The organism is Verrucosispora sp. SN26_14.1 (assembly GCF_004307965.1).
In the GTDB taxonomy this organism is placed as follows: Bacteria; Actinomycetota; Actinomycetes; order Mycobacteriales; family Micromonosporaceae; genus Micromonospora.
Genome location: NZ_SISL01000014.1, coordinates 1 through 20,970 on the forward strand (window position 1 = coordinate 1; position 20,970 = coordinate 20,970).

6 protein-coding genes are annotated in these 20,970 nt (G+C 72.6%); all 6 read left to right on the forward strand.

What is annotated here, in order from left to right:
• Nucleotides 1–6,235 (forward strand): non-ribosomal peptide synthetase (locus EYA84_RS02990; protein ID WP_131051447.1); only part of this gene is annotated, 6,235 nt, incomplete at its 5' end.
• 35 nt (nt 6,236–6,270) lie between these two features.
• Complete coding sequence (locus EYA84_RS02995) at nt 6,271–16,707, forward strand: non-ribosomal peptide synthetase (protein ID WP_131051448.1); 10,437 nt, start codon at nt 6,271–6,273, stop codon at nt 16,705–16,707.
• Nucleotides 16,708–16,719: 12 nt separating this feature from the next.
• Nucleotides 16,720–16,938, forward strand: coding sequence for an MbtH family protein (locus tag EYA84_RS03000; protein ID WP_131051449.1), 219 nt, complete (start codon nt 16,720–16,722; stop codon nt 16,936–16,938).
• Entirely contained in the window at nt 16,935–18,491 is a 1,557-nt protein-coding gene (locus EYA84_RS03005) for a tryptophan halogenase family protein (RefSeq protein WP_201272278.1), read from the forward strand. The genes EYA84_RS03000 and EYA84_RS03005 overlap by 4 nt, the downstream gene beginning before the upstream one ends.
• Nucleotides 18,491–19,033, forward strand: a complete 543-nt coding sequence (locus EYA84_RS03010) for a flavin reductase family protein (protein ID WP_131051450.1) — start codon at nt 18,491–18,493, stop codon at nt 19,031–19,033. The genes EYA84_RS03005 and EYA84_RS03010 overlap by 1 nt, the downstream gene beginning before the upstream one ends.
• Nucleotides 19,021–20,970 carry a RiPP maturation radical SAM C-methyltransferase gene (locus tag EYA84_RS03015; protein WP_131051451.1) on the forward strand — a complete coding sequence of 650 codons (1,950 nt, stop codon included), beginning with the start codon at nt 19,021–19,023 and terminating at the stop codon, nt 20,968–20,970. The genes EYA84_RS03010 and EYA84_RS03015 overlap by 13 nt, the downstream gene beginning before the upstream one ends.

Sequence of the window (20,970 nt, forward strand, 5' to 3'; positions counted from 1 at the left end):
GACGGGAGCCGAGGCGGCGGCGCGGGACGCGGCGCGTGCCGCCGTCGCCGAACCCTTCGACCTGTCGCGGGCACCACTGCTGCGCGCCGGGCTGATCCGGCACGCCGACGACGGGTGGCTGCTCTGGCTGTCGATCCACCACGTCGCCTGCGACGGGCAGTCGCTGGAGATCCTGCTCGGCGAACTCGCCGAGGCGTACCGGGCGCTGGTCGCCGGCACCCGCCCGCCGGCCCGGGACCGGTCCCTCGGCTACGGCGACTTCGCCGCCTGGCAGCGGGACCAGCTCACCGGTGACCGCCTGTCCGACGGCGTCGAGTGGTGGCGGCAGCAGCTCGACGACCTGCCGCCGGTGCTGGAACTGCCCGCCGACCGGGTCCGCCGCCCGGTGCAGAGCTACGCCGGGCACACCCGGCACGCCGAGCTGGCGCCCGACGTGGCCGACGCCGTCCGGGCACTGGCCCGGCAGCGCTCCAGCACCGTCTTCGACGTCCTCTTCGCCAGCTTCGCCCTGCTGCTCGGGCGCTGGTCGCGCCGCACCGACGTGGTGGTGGCCACGCCGGTCGCCGGTCGGCCGGTGCCGGAGGTGGACGACCTGGTCGGGTTCTTCGTCAACACCCTCGCGCTGCGGGTGGACACCTCCGGCGCACCGACCTTCGCCGACCTGGTCGGTCGGGTCCGGGCCGCCTCGGCCGACGCCCAGGACCACCAGGACGTGCCGTTCGCGGCCCTGGTGGAGGCGCTCGCGCCGGAACGGGAGCTGGCCTGGTCGCCGCTGGTGCAGGTGCAGTTCGTGCTGCAACGCCAGGACCCCACCGGATGGCGGCTCGGCGACGGCGTGAACGCCGCCCCGGTCGGCATCGACACCGGCACCGCCAAGTTCGACGTCACCCTGCTGGTCTACGACACCGGCGCCGACGGCATGCGGGTGGAGCTGGAGTACGCCACCGACCTCTTCGACGCCTCCACCATGGACCGCTTCGCCGCGCAGTGGTTCACGCTGGTGCAGCGGTTGGTCGCCGACGCGGACCGGTCCGTCGCCGAGGTCTGCGGCCTGCCGGAGCAGGAGCGCGACACGATCGAGGGCTGGTCGGGCATCACCCGGACCTTCCCCGTCGACGCGCCCATCGGCGACCTGGTCGCCCGGCACGCGCAGCAGCGCCCCGACCACGTCGCGGTGCTCGACGGCGAGACCCGCACCACGTACGCGGACCTGCTGGCCGCCGCCGACGCGGTGGCCGCCACCCTGCGCCGGGCCGGTGTCGGTCGGGGCGACATGGTGGGGGTGTGCTGCCGCCGCTCGACCGACCTGGTCGTCGGGATGCTCGGTGCGCTGCGGGCGGGGGCGGCCTACGTGCCGCTGGACCCCAACTACCCGGCCGACCGGCTCGACTTCATCGTGCGCGACAGCGGCCTGCGGGTCGTGGTGGCCCAGAGCGACGCGATCCCGGCCGACCTGACGCTGCCCGAGGACGTCCGCACCGTGGCGATCGAGCAGGCGGTACGCGTCGACACCGCCGACGCCCCGGACCTCGTCCCACCGGCGGTCGACGACCCCGCGTACCTCATCTACACCTCCGGATCGACCGGGCTGCCGAAGGCGGTCATGGTCTCGCACCGCAACGTGCTGCGGCTGTTCGCGGCCACCGAGGAGCAGTTCCACTTCGGCCCGCAGGACGTGTTCAGCCTCTTCCACTCCGCCTCGTTCGACGTCTCCGTCTTCGAGGCGTGGGGCGCGCTGACCCACGGCGCCACGCTGGCGGTGGTGCGCTACTGGGAGAGCCGCGACCCGGAGGCGTTCTACGAGTTGGTGGAGCGCGCCGGAGTCACCGTGCTCAGCCAGACGCCGGGGGCGTTCCGGCAGTTCGAGGCCGTCGACGAGCGGCGTCGGGCGGACCTGGCCGTCCGGGTGGTCATCTTCGCGGGCGAGGCGCTGGACCCCGACGCGGTGCGTCGCTGGTGGACCCGGCACCCGGAGACCAGCCCCGAGATGGTCAACATGTACGGCATCACCGAGACCACGGTGCACACCACGTACTGCCTGCTCACCGCCGATCTGCTGGCCGAGCGGCACAGCCCGATCGGGCGGCAGGTGGCCGACCTGAGCCTGCACGTGCTGGACGAGTACGGCCGTCCCGCCCCGATCGGCGTACCCGGTGAGCTCTATGTCGGCGGTGACGGCGTGGCGCACGGCTACTGGCGTCGGCCGGAGCTGACCGCGCAGCGTTTCGTCGCCGACCCGGTCGTCCCGGGCGGACGGCGCTACCGCAGCGGCGACCTGGCGACCTGGCGTCCCGACGGCACGCTGGAGTACCTGGGCCGCCTCGATCACCAGGTCAAGATCCGGGGCTTCCGGATCGAACCGGCCGAGGTCGAGGCCGCGCTGCTGGCCCACCCCGCGGTGAGCGCCTGCCTGGTGATCGCGCACGGTGAGGCGGGCACCGAACGTCGGCTCGTCGCCTACCTGGTCGCCGACGGGGACCTGACCGTTCCCGAGGTGCACGAGTTCCTCGAACCGACGCTGCCCAGCCACATGATCCCGTCGGTGGTGACGGTGCTCGACGCCTTCCCGCTGACCGCCAACGGCAAGATCGACCGGCGACGGCTGCCGGAGCCCGGCGTCGACCGCCCGGCGCTGGCCCGGGCGTACGTGGCGCCCCGCAACGAGACCGAGCAGGCTCTCGCCGAGATCTGGGCGACCGTGCTGGAACTCGACCAGGTCAGCGTCGAGGACAACTTCTTCCACCTCGGCGGCGACTCGATCCGCAGCGTCCAGGTGATCGGCCTGGCCCGCGCCAAGGGGCTCGACTTCTCGTTGCAGCAACTGTTCCAGCGCACCACCATCGCCGCGCTGGCCGGTGAGGTCACCACCGCGCAGGCGCCCGCCGCCGAGCGGCGGCCCTTCGCGCTGATCTCCGAGGCGGACCGGGAGCGGCTGCCCGAGGACGCGGTGGACGCGTACCCGATGGCGGTGCTCCAGGCCGGGATGATCTTCCACATGGAGGCCGACGAGGGACGTCGGCTGTACCAGAACGTCGACAGCTTCCACGTCCGCGCGCCGTTCGACGAGGCGTTGATCCGGCGGGCCATCGGGCAGATCGTCGACCGGCACGACATCCTGCGGACCTCGTTCCACCTCAGCGAGTACAGCGAGATGCTCCAGGTGGTGCACCGCGAGGCGGACCTGCCGATCGAGGTGTACGACGTCCGCGAGCTGGACGAGCAGGAGCAGGACCGCCGCATCGTCGAGGTGATCGAGGGGCTGCGCGAGGTCCCGTTCGACCTGGCCCGGCCGCCGCTGTGGCGCTTCGTCTTCCACTGGCGCAGCGCGGAGTCCTTCGAGTGGACCCTGGTCGAGCACCACGCCATCCTCGACGGCTGGAGCCTGCACTCCTCGATCACCGAGATCCTCCAGCGCTACATGGAACTGATGCGCGACCCGTCGAGCAGCGCCGATCCGAAGCCCGCCTCGACCTACCGCGAGTTCGTCGAGGCCGAGCGGGAGGCGCTCGCCTCGACGGAGGAGCGGGAGTTCTGGTCGGCGCGGGTCCGGCAGGCCAACCGCCTCCGGCTGCCGCGCTGGCCGCAGGGCGCCGAGGTGGAGCCGCTGCCGGAGCCGGAGCCCGCCGTGGACGAGCAGCCGCTGCTGGAGTGGGAACTGCCGCCGGGACACTCCGACTTCTACCGCTGGCTGGAGACGAAGATCCCGGACGACCTCTGTGCCGGGTTGGAGCGGGTGGCCGCCGGTGTCGGCGTACCGCTGAAGAGCGTGCTGCTCGCCGCGCACATGCGGGTGCTGGCCCACCTGACCGGCAGCCGTGAGGTGTCCACCGGGATGGCCTTCAACGGCCGCCTGGAGGTGCTCGACGGCACCGAGTCGCGGGGCCTGTTCCTCAACTCGTTGCCGGTCACCGCGACCGTGGCCGGTGGCACCTGGGCGGACCTGATCCGGGCGATGCTCGACGAGGAGAACGAGCTGCTGCCGCACCGCCGCTTCCCGATGGCGGAGATCCAGCGCCTGGCCGGCGGGGAGTCGCTCTACGAGTCGCACTTCGTCTACAACCACTTCCACGTCATGCGGGGCCTGGCCGACCGGGACGTCCGGATCGTCGATCCGAAGATCAACTCCTTCACCACCATGCGGGTCGAGCCGACCAACTACCCGTTCGTCTGCGGCTTCCTGCGCGACCCGGGCGCCAGCGGGCTGCTGATGGGGCTCGACTACCACACCACCGAGTTCTCGCCGGAGCAGATCCGGCGCGTACGCGGCTACTACCTGGCCGCGCTGCGCTCCATCGTGGCCGACCCGGACCGCTCGTTGGTCGAGGTGGACCTCACCTCGCCCGCCGAACGTGCCCAGGTCGACGGGTGGAACCGGACCGGGCGGGAGCAGTCCCCGGAGCTGACCGTGGACGCGCTGGTGGCCGGCTGGGCGCAGGCGACGCCGGATGCGGTCGCGGTGGTCGACGGCGAGGTGTCGGTGTCGTACGCGTCGCTGCTGGCCCGCGCGGACGCGCTGGCGGCGCGCTTGACGGAGTCCGGCGTGGGCCGGGGTTCGTTGGTCGGCCTGTGCTGCCGGCGCTCCGCCGACCTCGTGGTGGGGATGCTCGGCGTGCTGCGGGCCGGTGGCGCGTACGTGCCGCTGGACCCGGACTACCCGGCGCAGCGGTTGGAGTTCATGCTGACCGACACCGACGTGCGGGTGGTGGTGGGGCACCGGGACCTGCTCGACCAGCTCCCGCTGACCGGCCGCGAGACCGTCGACATCACCGACGTGCCGCCGCTGCCCGACGGCCGGGGGACGCCGACCGGGGCCGGCACCGTCACCGAGGACGCCGCGTCCCTCATCTACACCTCCGGCTCCACCGGCCGGCCCAAGGGCGCGGTCGTGCCGCACCGTGGCATCGTCCGCCTGGTCCGCGACACCGACCTGATCCGGCCCGAGGAACTGCGCGCCGTCGGCCAGGTCTCCAACGCCTCCTTCGACCCGCTGCTGTTCGAGGTCTGGGGGCCGCTGCTCAACGGCGGCCGGGTGGTGGTGGTCCCCACCGACGTGGCGCTCTCGCCGCCGCGCTTCGTCGAACTGCTGCGCCGGGAGAACGTCAGCGCCGTCGCGATCGTCACCGCGTTGTTCAACTCCACGGTCAACGAGATCCCGGACGCCTTCACCACGCTCCAGCAGGTCTACATCGGCGGTGAGCGGATCAACCTCGGCGCGATCGACGCCGCGGTGCGGGCGGGCGGTGCCCGGATGAACAACATCTACGGCCCGACCGAGGTCACCAGCATCTCGACCTGCAACCCGCTGCCCGAGGTCCCGGCCAGCTCCGGCGCGATCGGTGCGGCGATCACCAACACCACCACGTACGTGGTGGACGAGTGGGGCCGTCCGGTCGGCGTGGGGGTTCCCGGCGAGCTGTGGCTGGGCGGCCCCGGTGTCGCCTGGTGCTACTGGAACCGGCCGGGGCTGACCGCCGACCGGTTCGTGCCGGACGCCTTCTCCGGTGTGCCCGGTGCCCGGCTCTACCGGACCGGGGACGTGGTCTCCTGGCGTGCCGACGGGACGTTGGAGTTCGTCGGCCGCGCCGACCACCAGGTCAAGGTCCGGGGTTTCCGGGTCGAGCTGGGTGAGGTCGAGGCGGTGCTGGTGGCGCACCCGACGGTGGCCTCCGGGGTGGTGCTGGCGCTGCGGTCCGGCACCGGCCCGGTGCGCCTGGTCGGCTACGTCGAGCCGGCGGCCGGCACGTCCGTGGACGTGGCCGGGCTGCGCGCGTTCATGGCCGAGCGCCTGCCGGAGTACGAGGTGCCGTCCGCGTTCGTGGTGATGGGCACGCTGCCGCTCACCCCGAACGGGAAGATCGACCGGGCGGTGCTGCCGGAGCCCGACCCCGAGCGGCCGGAGGCCGCAGGTGCGCACGTGGCCCCGCGCGACGCCCTGGAACGGGAGGTCGCCGCCGTCTGGGCCGACATCCTCGGCGTCGAGCGGGTCGGCATCGGCGACAACTTCTTCGCCCTCGGCGGGCACTCGCTCCAGGCCGTGCAGGTGGCGTTCCGCATCCGCACCACGTTCGGGGTGGACCTGGAACTGCGCCGGATCCTCGAAGCGCCGTACGTCGAGGACCTGGCCAAGGCCATCAACGAGGCGCTCGGCGAACAGGACGACCTCCTCGCCGAGGCGCTGGAGAGCGTCGAGTCGATGTCCGACGAGGACGTCCGGGCGCTCCTGGCGAACTCCTAGCCGGCCACCGACGGCCCAGTTCCGAAGGGACCTCCATGTCTGACACCCTCGCCGAGCGGCTCGCCCAGCTCTCCCCGGAGCGCCGTCGGCTGCTGCTGGAGCGGCTGGGACGCGGCGACGCGCGTCCCACCGGGATTCCGCGCGCCCCGCGCGACGAGGCACTGCCGCTGTCGTTCGCCCAGGAACGGCTCTACTTCCTGTGGCGGCTGGCACCGGCCTCGGCGGCGTACCACGCGCCGGTGGCGGTGCGCCTGACGGGGCGGGTGGACGTGGCGGCGCTGGGCACCGCGCTGTCGGCGGTGGTGGCGCGGCACGAGGTGCTGCGGACCCGGTACGTCGACGGGGCGCAGGGCCCGGAGCAGGTGGTCGAGGCGGCGGCCCCGGTGCCGCTGCCGGTGGTGGACGTACCGGCCGGGGCCGGGGCGCAGTCGGCGCTGCGGGAGCTGATCGACGCCGAGACGCTGCGGCCGTTCGACCTGGCCGAGGGGCCGGTGCTGCGGGCCACGCTGTTCCGGCGGTCACCCGAGGAACACGTACTGCTGCTGGTGATGCACCACATCGCCTGCGACGGGTGGTCCCTGCCGATCATGTGGCGGGAGCTGTCCACGGTCTACCGGGACGGCGCGGCGGCGGCCCAGCGGCTGCCCGCGCTACCGGTGCAGGTCGCCGACGTCGCCTGGTGGCAGCGACGCCGCCAGGCCGACGGCGGGTACGAGCCCGGCCTGCGGCACTGGCAGGAGCAACTGACCGAGGTGCCGGTGCTGGACCTGCCGGTCGCCCGGCCCCGCCCGACCACCCCCACCTTCGCCGGTGACCGGGTGCCGGTCCGGCTGCCCGTTGCGGTCGCCGACAGGCTGCGGGAACTCGGCCGGTCCACCGGCTGCACCCCGTTCGTCGTGCTGCTCTCCGCCTTCCAGGTGCTGCTGTCCCGGCTCTCCGGCCAGCCGGACATCGCCGTCGGCACGCCGGTCGCCGGCCGGGACTCCGACGCCGTCGCCGGGCTGGTCGGCTTCTTCGCCAACACCGTCGTGCTCCGCGGTGACCTCTCCGGCGACCCCACCTTCACCGAACTGCTCGGCCGCGTCCGGAGCGTCGTGCTCGACGGCCTGGCCCACCAGGACGTGCCGTTCGACCAGGTCGTCGAGCGGATCAACCCGGCCCGGGACGCCAGCGCCACCCCGCTGTTCCAGGTCATGTTCACCACCGACGGCGACGCGGCCGGCGCCAACGACGCCTGGGACCTGGGCGACGTCGACGTCGAGCCGTACTCGGGGGCGGCCCAGGGCGCGCAGGTCGACCTCACGCTCGGCCTGCGGGACGGTCCCGAGGGGCTGACCGGTGAACTCGAGTACAGCGTGGACCTCTTCGACGCCGACGCCGCCGAGCGGATCGTGGAGCACCTGGAACAGTTGCTCACCGGCATCGCCGAGGCACCGGACCGCCCGATCGGCGACTACCGCCTCTCCACCAGCCACGAGCGCCGTCTGGTGCGGGACTGGAACAGCACCCGGCTCAGCTACTCGCCGTCGATCTCCGTGGAGCAGCACTTCGAGGCGTACGCGGACGCCACCCCGGACGCACCCGCGCTGGTCTGGGACGGGCGGACGCTCGACTACGGCACCGTCGAGGACCGCGCGAACCGGATCGCGAACCTGCTGCGCGGGCTCGGTGTCGGCATCGACGACCGGGTGGCGATCTGTGTCGGACGCGGCCACGACACCGTGGTCGCGCCGCTGGCCGTGCTCAAGGCCGACGCCGCGTTCATGCCGGTGGACCCGGAGCAGCCGGCGGCCCGCATCGCCGTGCTGCTCGACGACGCCGCGCCGACGGTGGTGCTCTGTGACGCCAGCACCGCAGCCGACCTGCCCACCGGTCCGTGGCGGCAGGTCCGGCTCGACGACCCGGCCACGCTCGCCGACGTGTCGGCCGCCCGTCCGCCGCGTACCGCCCCGCCGTCCGCCCTCGCGTACGTGATCTACACCTCCGGTTCGACCGGTACGCCGAAGGGCGTGATGGTCACCCGGGGCGGCACGGCGAACCTGCGCGCGGCCTGGACCACCTGGGACCCGGGACCGCTGCGCCGCTGGATGACGATCGCCAGCTCCGCCTTTGACGTCTTCGTCGGTGACGTCGTCCGTAGCCTGGCCTTCGGTAGCTGTCTGGTGCTCGGCCCCCGCTCGCTGGCCCGTGACCCGCAGGCGCTGGTGGGCGAGTTGGCGGCGGAGCGCGTCGACGCCTTCGACACGGTGCCCGCCGTGCTGACCGCCGTCACCGCGCACCTGACCGAGAGCGGCCGGCGGCTGCCCGACCTCAAGCTGCTGATGGTCGGCGCGGACAGCTTCGCGATCAGCGACTTAGCCCCCGCGCTGGAGGTGCTGCCGCCCGGGGTGCGGATCGTCAACGCCTGGGGTGCCACCGAGACGTCGATCGACAGCACCATGTTCGCGGCCCGGCCCGGGGTGAGCACCGCCTCCGGCATCGTGCCGGTGGGTTCCCCGGTGGCCAACACCGCCGTGCACGTGCTCGACGAGCGGCTGCGTCCGGTCCCGATCGGGGTGGTCGGTGACCTGTACGTCGGCGGCCACGGGGTGACCCGGGGCTACCTCAACCGGCCCGGCCTCACCGCCGACCGGTTCCTGCCCGACCCGTACGGCAGCGACAGCGGCAGCCGGCTCTACCGCACCGGTGACCGGGGCCGGTGGCTCGCCGACGGGGCCGTCGAGTTCATCGGCCGCAGCGACGACCAGGTGCAGATCCGGGGTCACCGGGTCGAGCCGGGCGAGATCGAGGCGGTGCTGCGCGGGCACCACGCGGTCAGCGAGGCGTGCGTGGTGGCGGTCCGGGACGGGGTCTCCCACCACCGGCTGGTGGCGTACGTGGTGGCCGCGACCGGCACCGCGCCCACCGGCGGCGACCTCCGCGCGTACCTGGACGAGCGCCTGCCGGCGCAGTTGCGGGTCTCGGCGTTCGTGCCGATCGACCGGCTGCCCCGCACGCTCAGCGGCAAGGTGGACAAGTCCCGGCTGCCGGCGGTCACGCCCGAGGACGGCACGGTGGACCGGGTCGCCCCGCGCGACGAGACCGAACGGGCCGTGGCGCAGGTGTGGCAGCAGGTGCTGGGCCGGACCGACCCGATCGGCGTGCACGACGACTTCTTCGAGATCGGCGGGCACTCGCTGCTGGCCACCCGGGTCGTCTTCGGCCTGCGTCAGGCGCTCGGGATCGAGCTGCCGGTGCAGGCGGTGTTCGACGCCCCCACGGTCGCCTCGATGGCCGCCCGGCTCGCCACCACCGTGCACATCGCCGGCCCGGCCCCGATACCGGTGCCCCGCCTCTCCGACGGGATGCCGCTGTCGTACGCGCAGGAGCGGCTCTACTTCCTCTGGCAGTACGCGCCGGAGTCACCGGCGTACAACATGCCGGTCGCGGTGCGGCTGCACGGCGCGCTCGACGTGGACGCCCTGGCCGGCGCGCTCGGTGACGTGGTCGCCCGGCACGAGATCCTGCGGACCCACTACGTCGCCACCGACGACGGCCCGGTGCAGGTGGTCGACGCGCCGTACCCGGTCGAGCTGCCCGTGGTCACGGTCACCGGCCTCGCCGACGACCTGATCACCCGGGTCCTGCACGACGAGTGGGCCCGCCCGTTCGACCTGGGCAGCGGCCCGGTGCTGCGCGGCTTCCTGCTGCGGGTCGGCGAGCACGACCACGTGCTGCTGGTGGTGCTGCACCACATCGCCTACGACGGCTGGTCCCACCAGGTCGTGTGGCGCGAGGTGACCGAGTGCTACCGGGCCCGGCGGGCCGGCACCGCGCCCGACCTCGACCCGGTGACCCTGCACTACGCCGACTTCGCCTGGTGGCAGCGGGAGCGGCGGGACAGCGGCCGGTACGAGGAGGCGCTCGACTACTGGCAGGGGCAACTCGCCGACCTGCCGGTGCTGCGTCTGCCGCTGGACCGGCCGCGCCCGGCGACGCCCAGCTTCGCCGCCGACCGGGTGCGGCTGGAGGTGCCGGCCGAGACCGTCCGGCGGCTGCGCGACCTCTCCGCGGCACGCGGCGTCACGCCGTTCATGGTGCTGCTGGCCGCCTTCCAGGTGCTCCTGGCGCGGGTGAGCGGCCAGCGCGACATCGCCGTCGGCACCCCGGTCACCGGCCGTGACCACCCCGAACTCGCCGACGTGGTCGGCTTCCTGGTCAACAGCGTGGTGGTCCGCACCGAGCTCGGCGACAGCCCGCACGGCCCGACCTTCGCCGAACTGCTGGAGCGGGTACGCGGCACCGTGCTCGGCGCGCTCAGCCACGCCGAGGTGCCCTTCGACCAGGTGGTGGAGCGGCTCAACCCGGTCCGGGACCAGAGCATGTCGCCGCTGTTCCAGGTGATGTTCACGCTGGCCGGGGCCGAGGACGAGCCCACCGGCCTGGCCGACGTCGAGGTGCGGACGCAGGATCTCGCGCTCTCGTCGCTCCAGTTCGACCTGGCGCTGATGATGCACCTGGTCGACGACCGGCTCACCGGTGAGGTCTACTTCGCCACGGACCTGTTCGACCACACCACCGCCGAGCTGCTGGCCGACCGGCTGGTCCGGCTGGTGGGCAACCTGGTGGCGGAGCCGACGGCACCGGTCTGCGCGGTGGAGATCCTGGCCGAGCGGGAACGGCGGGAACTGCTCACCACCTGGGCGGGCAGTGCCGGCGCGGTGTCCGCCCTGACCCTGCCGGAACTGTTCGAGGCGCAGGTCGCGGCCACCCCGTCGGCCCCCGCCGTCGAGGCGGACGGGCGCACGCTGCGCTACACCGAACTCAACGAGCGGGCCAACCGCCTGGCCCGTACCCTCGTCGCCCGGGGCGTCGGCCCGGAGCGGACGGTCGCGCTCGCGTTGCCCCGCTCGATCGACCTGATCGTCGCCATCGTCGCGGTCGCCAAGACCGGTGCGGCCTACCTGGCGGTGGACCTCACGTATCCCGCCGAGCGGCTCGCCTTCCTGCTCGACGACAGCGCGCCCACGGTGGTGCTCACCACCCGGGCGGGGCTGGCCGTGCCACCGGTGGCGGCGGCGTCCACCGCGGTGGTGCTGGAGGAGATCGACCTGGCGGCGGCCTCTCCGGCGAACCTCTCCGACACCGACCGGCTCGGCCCGCTGCGGGTCGCCGACCCGGCGTACCTCATCTACACCTCGGGCTCCACCGGCGTGCCCAAGGGCGTCGAGGTGACCCACGCCGGTCTGGCCGGGCTGCTGGCCAACCAGATCGTCCGGCACGACGCCCGGCCCGGCGCGCGAGTGTCGCAGCTGGTGTCGCCGAGCTTCGACGTGATGGTGGCGGAGGTGTCGATGGCGCTGCTGGCCGGCGGCTGCCTCGTGGTGTCGCCGACCACCGTGGCCGGCGAGGAACTCCACGCCTACCTGGCCGAGCACCGGATCAGCCACGCGCACATCCCGCCGTCGGTGCTGGCCACCGTCCCGCAACGGGAACTGCCGCACCTGAGAGCGATCATCACGGGCGGCGAGGGCTGCCCGCCCGACGTGGCCGCGTACTGGTCGACGGGCCGTCGCATGGTCATCGCGTACGGGCCGACCGAGGCGACCATCGACGTCAGCTCCCGGGTGTACGAGGCCGACGGCCCGCCCGACCCGCAGTCGGTCCGCTCCGACATCGGTCGCCCCATCTCGGGTGCCCGGGTCTACGTGCTGGACGAGGGGCTGCGGCTGGTGGCGCCCGGGGCGGCCGGCGAACTGTACGTGGCCGGTCCCGGGCTGGCCCGTGGCTACCGGGGACGGCCCGGCCTGACCGCCTCGCGGTTCGTCGCCGACCCGTACGGACCGGCCGGATCGCGTATGTACCGCACCGGCGACCTGGTGCGGTGGCGGCCCGACGGCGGGTTGAGCTTCCTCGGCCGCGCCGACGAGCAGGTCAAGGTCCGCGGGTTCCGGGTCGAGCTGGGTGAGATCGAGGCGGTGCTGGCGGCGGGCCCCGGAGTGGGCCAGGTCGCGGTGGTGGTCCGCGAGGACCGCCCCGGCGACCAGCGGCTGGTGGGTTACGTCTGTGCGGCGGACGGTGCCCGGGTCGACGTGGAGGAGCTGCGGGCCTCGGCGGCCGAGCGGCTGCCCGGTTTCATGGTGCCGTCGGCGATCGTGAAGCTGTCGGCGCTGCCGCTGACGCCGAACGGCAAGCTGGACCGGGCCGCGTTGCCGGCACCGACCCGTGGCGCCGGTGGTGGACGCCGGCCGGTCGGTCCCCGCGAGTCGGTGCTGTGCGGGCTCTTCGCCGAGGTGCTCGGCGTCGACCGGGTCGGCGTCGACGACGGCTTCTTCGACCTGGGCGGGCACTCGCTGCTGGCCACCCGCCTGGTCTCCCGGGTGCGGTCGGTGCTGGGGGTGGAGCTGACCATCCGGGCGTTGTTCGAGAACCCGACCGTGGCCGCGCTCGCCAAGGCGATCGACCCCACGGTGACGGCCCGACCGGCGGTCCGCCCGGTGCCGCGCGGCGAGCGGATCCCGCTCTCCTTCGGCCAGCAGCGCCTCTGGTTCCTGGACCGGATGGACGGCACCGACACCGGTGCCCGCAACACGCCGATCGCGTTGCGGCTGGCCGGTTCGCTCGACGCCGACGCGCTCGCCGCCGCCGTCGCCGACCTGGTGGCGCGGCACGAGCCGCTGCGCACCGTGTTCGGCGAGGAGGGCGGGGTGCCGTTCCAGACGGTCCTGCCGCCGACCCGGCCGCCGATGCCGGTGCGGGACATCACCGAGGCGGACCTCGCCGACGCGCTGGCCTCGGCCACCGCGCAGGGCTTCGACCTCGCCGCGCAGATCCCGCTGCGGGCGCAGCTGTTCCGGATCGACCCGGAACTGCACGTGCTGCTGCTGGTCATGCACCACATCGCGGTCGACGGGGCGTCGCTCGCCCCGCTGAGCCGGGATCTGGCCGACGCCTACTCGCTGCGCCGGCAGGGCAGGGCCCCGCAGTGGTCGCCGCTGCCGGTGCAGTACGCCGACTACGCGGTCTGGCAGCGGGAGATCCTCGGCGACGACGGCGACCGGGACAGCGAGGTCAACCGGCAGCTCGACTACTGGCGGGCCAACCTGGCCGGTGCGCCGGAGGAACTGTCGCTGCCCACCGACCGGGCCCGCCCGCCGGTGGCCAGCTACGCGGGGGACACCGTCGCCCTGCGGCTCGACTCCGACCAGCACGACGGGCTGCTGCGCCTGGCCCGCGACCGGCGACTGAGCCTGTTCATGGTGGTGCAGGCCGGGCTCGCCGCGCTGCTGTCCCGGATGGGCGCGGGCACCGACATCCCGATCGGCACCCCGTCGGCGGGCCGGGGTGACCCGGCGCTGGAGGCGATGGTCGGCTACTTCGTCAACACGCTGGTGCTGCGCACCGACGTCGGCGGCGACCCGAGCTTCGCCGAGCTGCTCGACCGGGTACGCGACACCGACCTGGCCGCCTACGACCACCAGGACGTGCCCTTCGAGCGTGTCGTGGAGGCGGTCAGCCCGACCCGTTCGCTGGCCCGGTTCCCGCTGTTCCAGGTGCTGCTGGCCTTCCAGAACAACGCCTCGGCCGCGTTCGACTTCGCCGGGTTGCAGGTCAGCCACGAGGCGGTCCGGCACGGGGTGTCCGAGTACGACCTGACGCTCGACGTGTTCGAGGACTACGGTCCGGACGGCTCTCCGGCGGGCCTGCGCGGCTACCTGGAGTACTCGACCGACCTGTTCGACGAGCCGTCGGTGGCGGCCCTGGCCGAGCGCCTGGTGCGGCTGCTCTCCGCCGCGGCGACCGACCCGCACCTGCCGGTCAGCGAGCTGGAGGTGATGTCGGCGCAGGAACGTCAGGCGCTCACCGTGGACTGGATGGGCCCGAGTCGGCCCGCGCCGCCGGTGCGGCTGATCGACCTGCTCGCCGAGCAGGTGGCCGCCACCGGTGACGAGGTGGCGGTGGTCCACGACGACACCCGGATGACCTTCGCCGAGCTGGACGGGCGGGCCAACCGGCTGGCCCGGTTGCTGGTCGACCGGGGGGTCGGCCCGGAGCGGGTGGTCGCGCTGGCCGTACCGAGGTCGGCGGAGATGGTCGTGGCGCTGTTCGCGGTACTCAAGGCCGGTGGCGCGTACCTGCCGCTGGACCTGGAGCATCCGGCGGACCGGCTGGCGTTCATGCTGGCCGACGCCGCGCCGGTGGTGGTGCTCGGCACCGCCGCCGGGCTCGCGGCGCTGCCCCCGCTGACCACCCCCGTGGTCCGGCTCGACGACGAGGCGGTCCGCACCGAGCTGGCCGCGCTCTCCGACGCGGAGCTGGCCGACCCGGAACGCCTTGCGCCGCTGCGGCCGGAGAACCCCGCGTACGTCATCTACACCTCCGGGTCGACGGGTCGGCCGAAGGCCGTCGTGATCGAACACCGGGGCATGGTCAACCTGTACTGGAGCCACCGCACCACGTTCTTCCGGCCCGAGGTGGCGGCGGCCGGCGGCGGCCGGTTGCGGATCGGCTTCACCGCGCCGCTGACGTTCGACACCTCGTGGGACTCGCTGCTCTGGATGCTCGACGGGCACGAGCTGCACGTCATCAACGACTTCGTGCGCCGCGACGCGGAGGCCTTCGTCGACTACATCGACCGGCAGCGCATCGGGTTCGTGGATCTGACGCCGTCGTTCATGCAGCAGCTCGTCGCGGCCGGCATGTTCGCCGACGGCCGGCACCACCCGACCGTGCTGATGGTCGGCGGCGAGGCCGTCACCGAGACGCTGTGGAACGCGATGCGGGCCACCCCGGACACCGCCAGCTACAACTTCTACGGCCAGACCGAGTGCTCGAACGACACCGCGTCGTACCGGGTCTCCGACGGGGACGTGCCGCTGATCGGCAAGCCGATCCTCAACTCCCGGCTGTACGTGCTTAACGAGGCGCTGCGGATGGTGGCACCCGGCGCCGCCGGTGAGCTGTACGTGGCCGGTGCCGGCCTGGGCCGGGGCTACTGGGGACGCGCCGGACTCACCGCGACCCGGTTCGTCGCCGACCCGTTCGGCCCGCCCGGATCGCGCATGTACCGCACCGGCGACGTGGTGCGCTGGGGGCTGGACGGCAACCTGAGCTTCGTCGGCCGCGCCGACGACCAGGTGAAGGTCCGCGGGTTCCGGGTGGAGCTCGGCGAGATCGAGGCCGTCCTGGCCGCCGACCCCGCCGTCGGCCAGGTCGCCGTGGTGGTACGCGAGGACCGCCCCGGCGACCAGCGACTGGTCGGGTACGTCTGCCCGGTCGCCGGTGGCCAGGTCGACCTGGCCGCCCTGCGGGCGCTGGCCGGCGAACAACTCCCCGGCTTCATGGTGCCCTCGGCGCTGGTGCCGATGGACTCGCTGCCGCTGACTCCCAACGGCAAGCTGGACCGCACGGCGCTGCCCGTCCCGGAGTCGACCGGCGGCGCCGGTGGCCGGGGACCGGTGGGCCCCCGCGAGACGGTGCTCTGCGGCCTGTTCGCCGAGGTGCTGGGCCTGGACACGGTCGGTGTCGACGACGGCTTCTTCGACCTGGGCGGTCACTCGCTGCTGGCGACCCGCCTGGTCTCCCGGGTGCGGGCCGCGCTGGGCGTGGAGCTGACCATCCGGGCGCTGTTCGAGAACCCGACCGTGGCCAGCCTCGCGTCGGCCGTCGAGTCCGGGGTGGCCGCCGACCCGTTCGACGTGCTGATGCCGATGCGCGTGCACGGCGACGGCGCGCCGCTGTTCTGCGTACACCCGGTCGGTGGTCTGAGCTGGTGCTACTCGGGGCTGCTCCGGCAGTCGGGCATCGACCGGCCGATCTACGGGTTGCAGGCGCGCGGCGCGGACGGCGGTGAGGTGCTGGCCGGCAGCGTCGAGGAGATGGCCGCCGACTACCTCGCCGAGATCCGGCGGATCCAGCCGCACGGCCCCTACCACCTGCTCGGCTGGTCCTTCGGTGGTCTGGTCGCGCACGCCATGGCCACCCGCCTGCAGGCCGACGGGGAGCAGGTCGCGGTGCTCACGCTGATCGACAGCTACCCGGCGATGGACGTGGAGGACGTCCGGGTGGAGACCGCGGCCGAGGCCCGGGCGCTGCTCTTCGACGCCCTCGGCCGGCCGGGTGCGGCCACCGACCGGGACGCGACGACCGGGGACCCGGAGGACGGGGAGCGGCCTGATCCGGGCGACGAACTGCTCGACGCGAAGACCGTGGAGGCGCTGACCGGGGTGGTGCTCAACAACGCCCGCCTGATGGACGCGTTCACGCCCGAACGCTTCCACGGCGACGTGCAGTTGTTCGTGGCCACCCGGACCTGGGACGACCGCCTCGACCCGGCCACGGTCTGGCAGGCGTACGTCGACGGCCGCGTCGACGTGCTGCCGGTCGACGACGAGCACGACCGGATGACGCAGGCTCCGGCACTGGACACCATCGGCCCGGCGTTGGCCGACCGGTTGCGGCACGCCCGTGACCACGAGATCCCCACGGCATGAGAGGAACCACCGATGACGCAGCCGGATGACGTCCGTTTCAAGGTCGTGGTCAACCACGAGGAGCAGTACTCGGTGTGGTGGTCGGACCGGCCCAACCCGCCGGGCTGGCAGGACGAGGGCACCGACGGCACCCGTCAGGAGTGCCTCGACCACATCGACCGGGTGTGGAAGGACATGCGGCCGCGCAGCGTGCGGACCGTTCGGGAAGCGATCCAGGGAGCGCAGGCATGATGATCCGCGACGTTGTCATCGTCGGTGGCGGGACCGCCGGCTGGATGACCGCCACCTACCTCAAGACCGCCTTCCAGGACCGGATCTCGGTCACCCTCGTGGAGTCGGCGGCGGTCGGCACGATCGGCGTCGGCGAGGCGACGTTCAGCACCATCCGGCACTTCTTCGACTACCTGGGGCTGGACGAGCGGGAGTGGATGCCGCAGTGCAGCGGCTCCTACAAGCTGGCCATCAAGTACGACAACTGGCGCGGCGACGGCAGCCACTTCTTCCACCCGTTCGAGCGGCTGCGGACCTCCGACGGGTTCACCGCGGCGGAGTGGAACCTGGCCCTCGGCGACCCGACCGAGAGCTTCGACCGGGGCTCGTTCATCACGCCGTACCTCTGCGAGGCGCAGCGCTCCCCGCGCATGCTCGACGGCAGTCTGTTCACCGCGAGCCTCGACGGTGAGCTGGGCCGCTCCACCCTGGACGAACAGCGGGCGCAGTTCCCGTACGCCTACCACTTCGACGCCGCGCTGATGGCCCGCTACCTGACCAAGCTCGGCGTCGCGCAGGGCGTCCGGCACGTCGTCGACGACGTGGTGGGTGTCGGGCAGGACGAGCGCGGCTGGATCACCCACGTCTCCACCCGCGACCAGGGCGACGTCACCGGTGACCTCTTCGTCGACTGCACCGGCTTCCGGGGCCTGCTGATCAACCAGACGTTGAAGGAGAAGTTCGTCTCCTTCACCGACGTGCTGCCGAACAACCGCGCGGTGGCGCTGCGGGTGCCCCGCGACATGGCGGAGCACGGGATCGCCCCCTACACCAGGGCCACCGCCAAGGACGCCGGCTGGATCTGGACCATCCCGCTGTACGGCCGGATCGGCACCGGCTACGTCTACTCCGACGAGTTCTGCGAGCCGGAGGAGGCGGAGCGCACGCTGCGCGAGTTCGCCGCGCCCGGTCAGGACGACCTGCAGGCCAACCACATCCGGATGCGGATCGGTCGCAACGAGCGATCCTGGGTGAACAACTGCGTCGCGGTCGGCCTCTCCAGCGGTTTCGTCGAGCCGCTGGAGTCCACCGGCATCTTCTTCATCCAGCACGCCATCGAGCAGTTGGTGAAGCACTTCCCGGACAACACCTGGGACGAGACGCTCATCCGTGGCTACAACGACAAGGTCGCGCGGGTGATCGACGGGGTCAAGGAGTTCCTGGTCCTGCACTACGTCGCCTCGCCCCGGCAGGACACCGACTACTGGCGGGAGACCAAGGTCCGGGCGATCCCGGACGGGCTGGCCGAGCGCCTGGAGACCGCGGCCGTGCGGCTGCTCGACGAGAGCACCATCTACCCGTACTACCACGGGTTCGAGGTCTACTCGTGGATCACGATCTGCCTCGGGATGGGTCTCGCCCCGAAGAGTCCCCGGCCGGCGCTGGCGCACATCGACCCCACCCGCGCGTCGGCCGAGCTGGCCGCGATCCGGGCCGACGCGGAGCGGCTGGTGAGCACCCTGCCGAGCGCGTACGAGTACCTGAGCACCATCCAACCGGCGGCGGAGGGGTGATGACGGTCGTACCGATGCGTCCCGGATCCGAGCCGTCGCTGGCCGACGGCTGCCGGACCTTCATGAGCGGTTTCCCGACCGGCGTGGCGGTGGTGACCAGTGTGGACGGCGAGGGGGCGCCGTGGGGGCTGACCTGCTCGTCGCTGATGAGCGTCACGCTGGAGCCGCCGACGCTGCTGGTCAGCCTCAAGGTGGGTAGCCGCACGCTGGCCGCCATCGAGGACCGGGGGAGGTTCGGGGTCAACCTGCTGCACGCCGGGGGCCAGCGGGCCGCCGAGGTCTTCGCCACCGGTCAGGCGGACCGCTTCCACCAGGTGAGGTGGCAGCCCCGAGGCGACGACCGGTTGCCGTGGCTGGTGGAGGACGCCTGCGGGTTCGCCGCCTGCGCCCTCTCCGACGTCCGGGTCGTCGGTGACCACGCGCTGGTGGTGGGCCAGGTCTCCGACGTCCAGTACACCGCCGACACCCCGCTGCTGTACGGGTTGCGCCAGTACTCGCGCTGGCAGCCCTCGATCGTGGAAGGGTCCACGTGCGCCAGCTAGTCCTCGTCAACATGCCCTTCGCCGACCGGCGTCGACCGTCGTTCGCGCTCAGTCAGCTCTCCGCGTTGGTCCGCCGGGACTTCCCGGACGACTTCGACGTGCAGGTCTGCTACCTCAACCACGACTTCGTCCGCTACTTCGGCGCGCAGGAGTACGACGCCATCGCCGGGGACATGGACTTCCACGTCGCCGGGGTGGGGGACTGGATGTTCCGGCAGCTCGCCTTCCCGGAGCTGCCGGACAACGTGGACGAGTACTTCAGCCGCTACTTCACCGGCCCGGCAAAGGCCGACCTGCGGCGTACCGTGCTGCGCCGCCGCGAGGGTCTCAAGGACTTCCTGCGCGGCATGGTGGAGAAGTACCGCCTCGACGAGGCGGACCTGCTCGGCTTCAGCTCGATGTTCACGCAGAACCTGCCCAGTCTCGCGGCGGCCCGGATGGTCAAGGACCGCAACCCGGCGGTGACCACGCTGATCGGCGGCGCCAACTGTGAGGCGCCGATGGGCGCGGCGTTGGCGCAGAACTGCCCGCAGCTCGACTTCGTCTTCTCCGGCCCGGCGCTGGTCACGTTCCCCGAGTTCCTGCGCAGCGTGCTCGACGACGACCTGGAGCGGGCGCACCGGATCCGTGGGGTCGTCACCCGGCGGAACCAGATGGAGAGCCGCTACCGCAAGGGGATCGGCCCCAACGCCGACATCGACGACTACTTCGACCCCGACTACACCGAGTTCCGCGAGTCGTTCGACCAGATGGTGCAGCTACCGGCCGCCGCGGCGGAGCCGATGCTGTTCTTCGAGACCTCGCGGGGCTGCTGGTGGGGGGAGCGGGCACACTGCACGTTCTGCGGTCTCAACGGTCAGACCATGGCCTACCGGGCGATGCGACCGGAGAACGCGCTCAAGCAGTTCGACTGGCTCTTCTCGCACGCGCCGTGGGCGAAGAAGTACTGCTGCACGGACAACATCATGCCGATGGACTACCTCACCGACGTGTTCCCGAAGCTCGATCCGCCCGAGGGCATCTCGATCTTCTACGAGGTGAAGGTCGGCCTGGACATCGAGGACATGACGGTGCTGGAACGCGCCGGGGTGAACGAGATCCAGCCGGGCATCGAGGCGATGGCGACGCCGACGCTCAAGCTGATGCGCAAGGGCACGTCGTCGTTCCAGAACATCCAGTTCCTGAAGAACTGCCTGCGGCTCGGGATCAGCCCGGTGTGGAACCTGCTGATCGGGTTCCCCGGCGAGGCCGAGGAGACCTATCGGCGCTACGTCGAGGACCTGCCGCTGCTGGCCCATCTGCCGCCACCGCAGGGCTGCTTCCCGGTGCGGTTCGACCGGTTCAGCCCGTACTTCAACAACGCCGCCGAGTACGGGCTGGACCTGGAACCGGTGGACCACTACCGGCTGACGTACCCGTTCGACCGTGACGGCCTGCGCGACGTGGCCTACTACTTCGCCGACCAGAACGTCTCCGACTACATGATCTCGTCGGCGACCTGGCTGCGTCCGCTGCGCGAGCGGGTCGGGCAGTGGAACTCGGCGTGGGCGGCGGGCAGCGGCCCGGCGCTGACCCTGACCCGGACGGCCGGTGGCACCACGATCCGGGACACCCGCGCGGGTGCGGAGCTGGTCTACCCGATCGACGAGGTCGACACCGAGCTGCTGCTGCACCTCGACAAGCCGGTACGGGTGGACAAGCTGGGCGCCGAGCTGCCGCATCTGGCCGAGGTGCTGGAGGCGCGGCTGGCCGGACTGCGGGAACGCGGGCTGCTCTTCTTCGAGGGACACCGGGTGATGAGCGTCTGCGTCTCCGACAGCGACGTCGACCCGATGCCCCGCCCCCGCCGCACCGTGGTCGGCGGGACGCGGTCGCTGCCGCTGTCGCCGACCCGGCCGCCCCGGGACGTCCGGAACCTGTCCCTTCCGGTGGCCTGA

Excerpts from the sequence above, each read along its gene's own strand:
- EYA84_RS03000 (WP_131051449.1), top strand. The coding sequence starts at position 16,720 with ATGACGCAGCCGGATGACGTCCGTTTCAAGGTCGTGGTCAACCACGAG.
- EYA84_RS02995 (WP_131051448.1), top strand. The coding sequence starts at position 6,271 with ATGTCTGACACCCTCGCCGAGCGGCTCGCCCAGCTCTCCCCGGAGCGC.
- EYA84_RS03010 (WP_131051450.1), top strand. The coding sequence starts at position 18,491 with ATGACGGTCGTACCGATGCGTCCCGGATCCGAGCCGTCGCTGGCCGAC.
- EYA84_RS03005 (WP_201272278.1), top strand. The coding sequence starts at position 16,935 with ATGATGATCCGCGACGTTGTCATCGTCGGTGGCGGGACCGCCGGCTGG.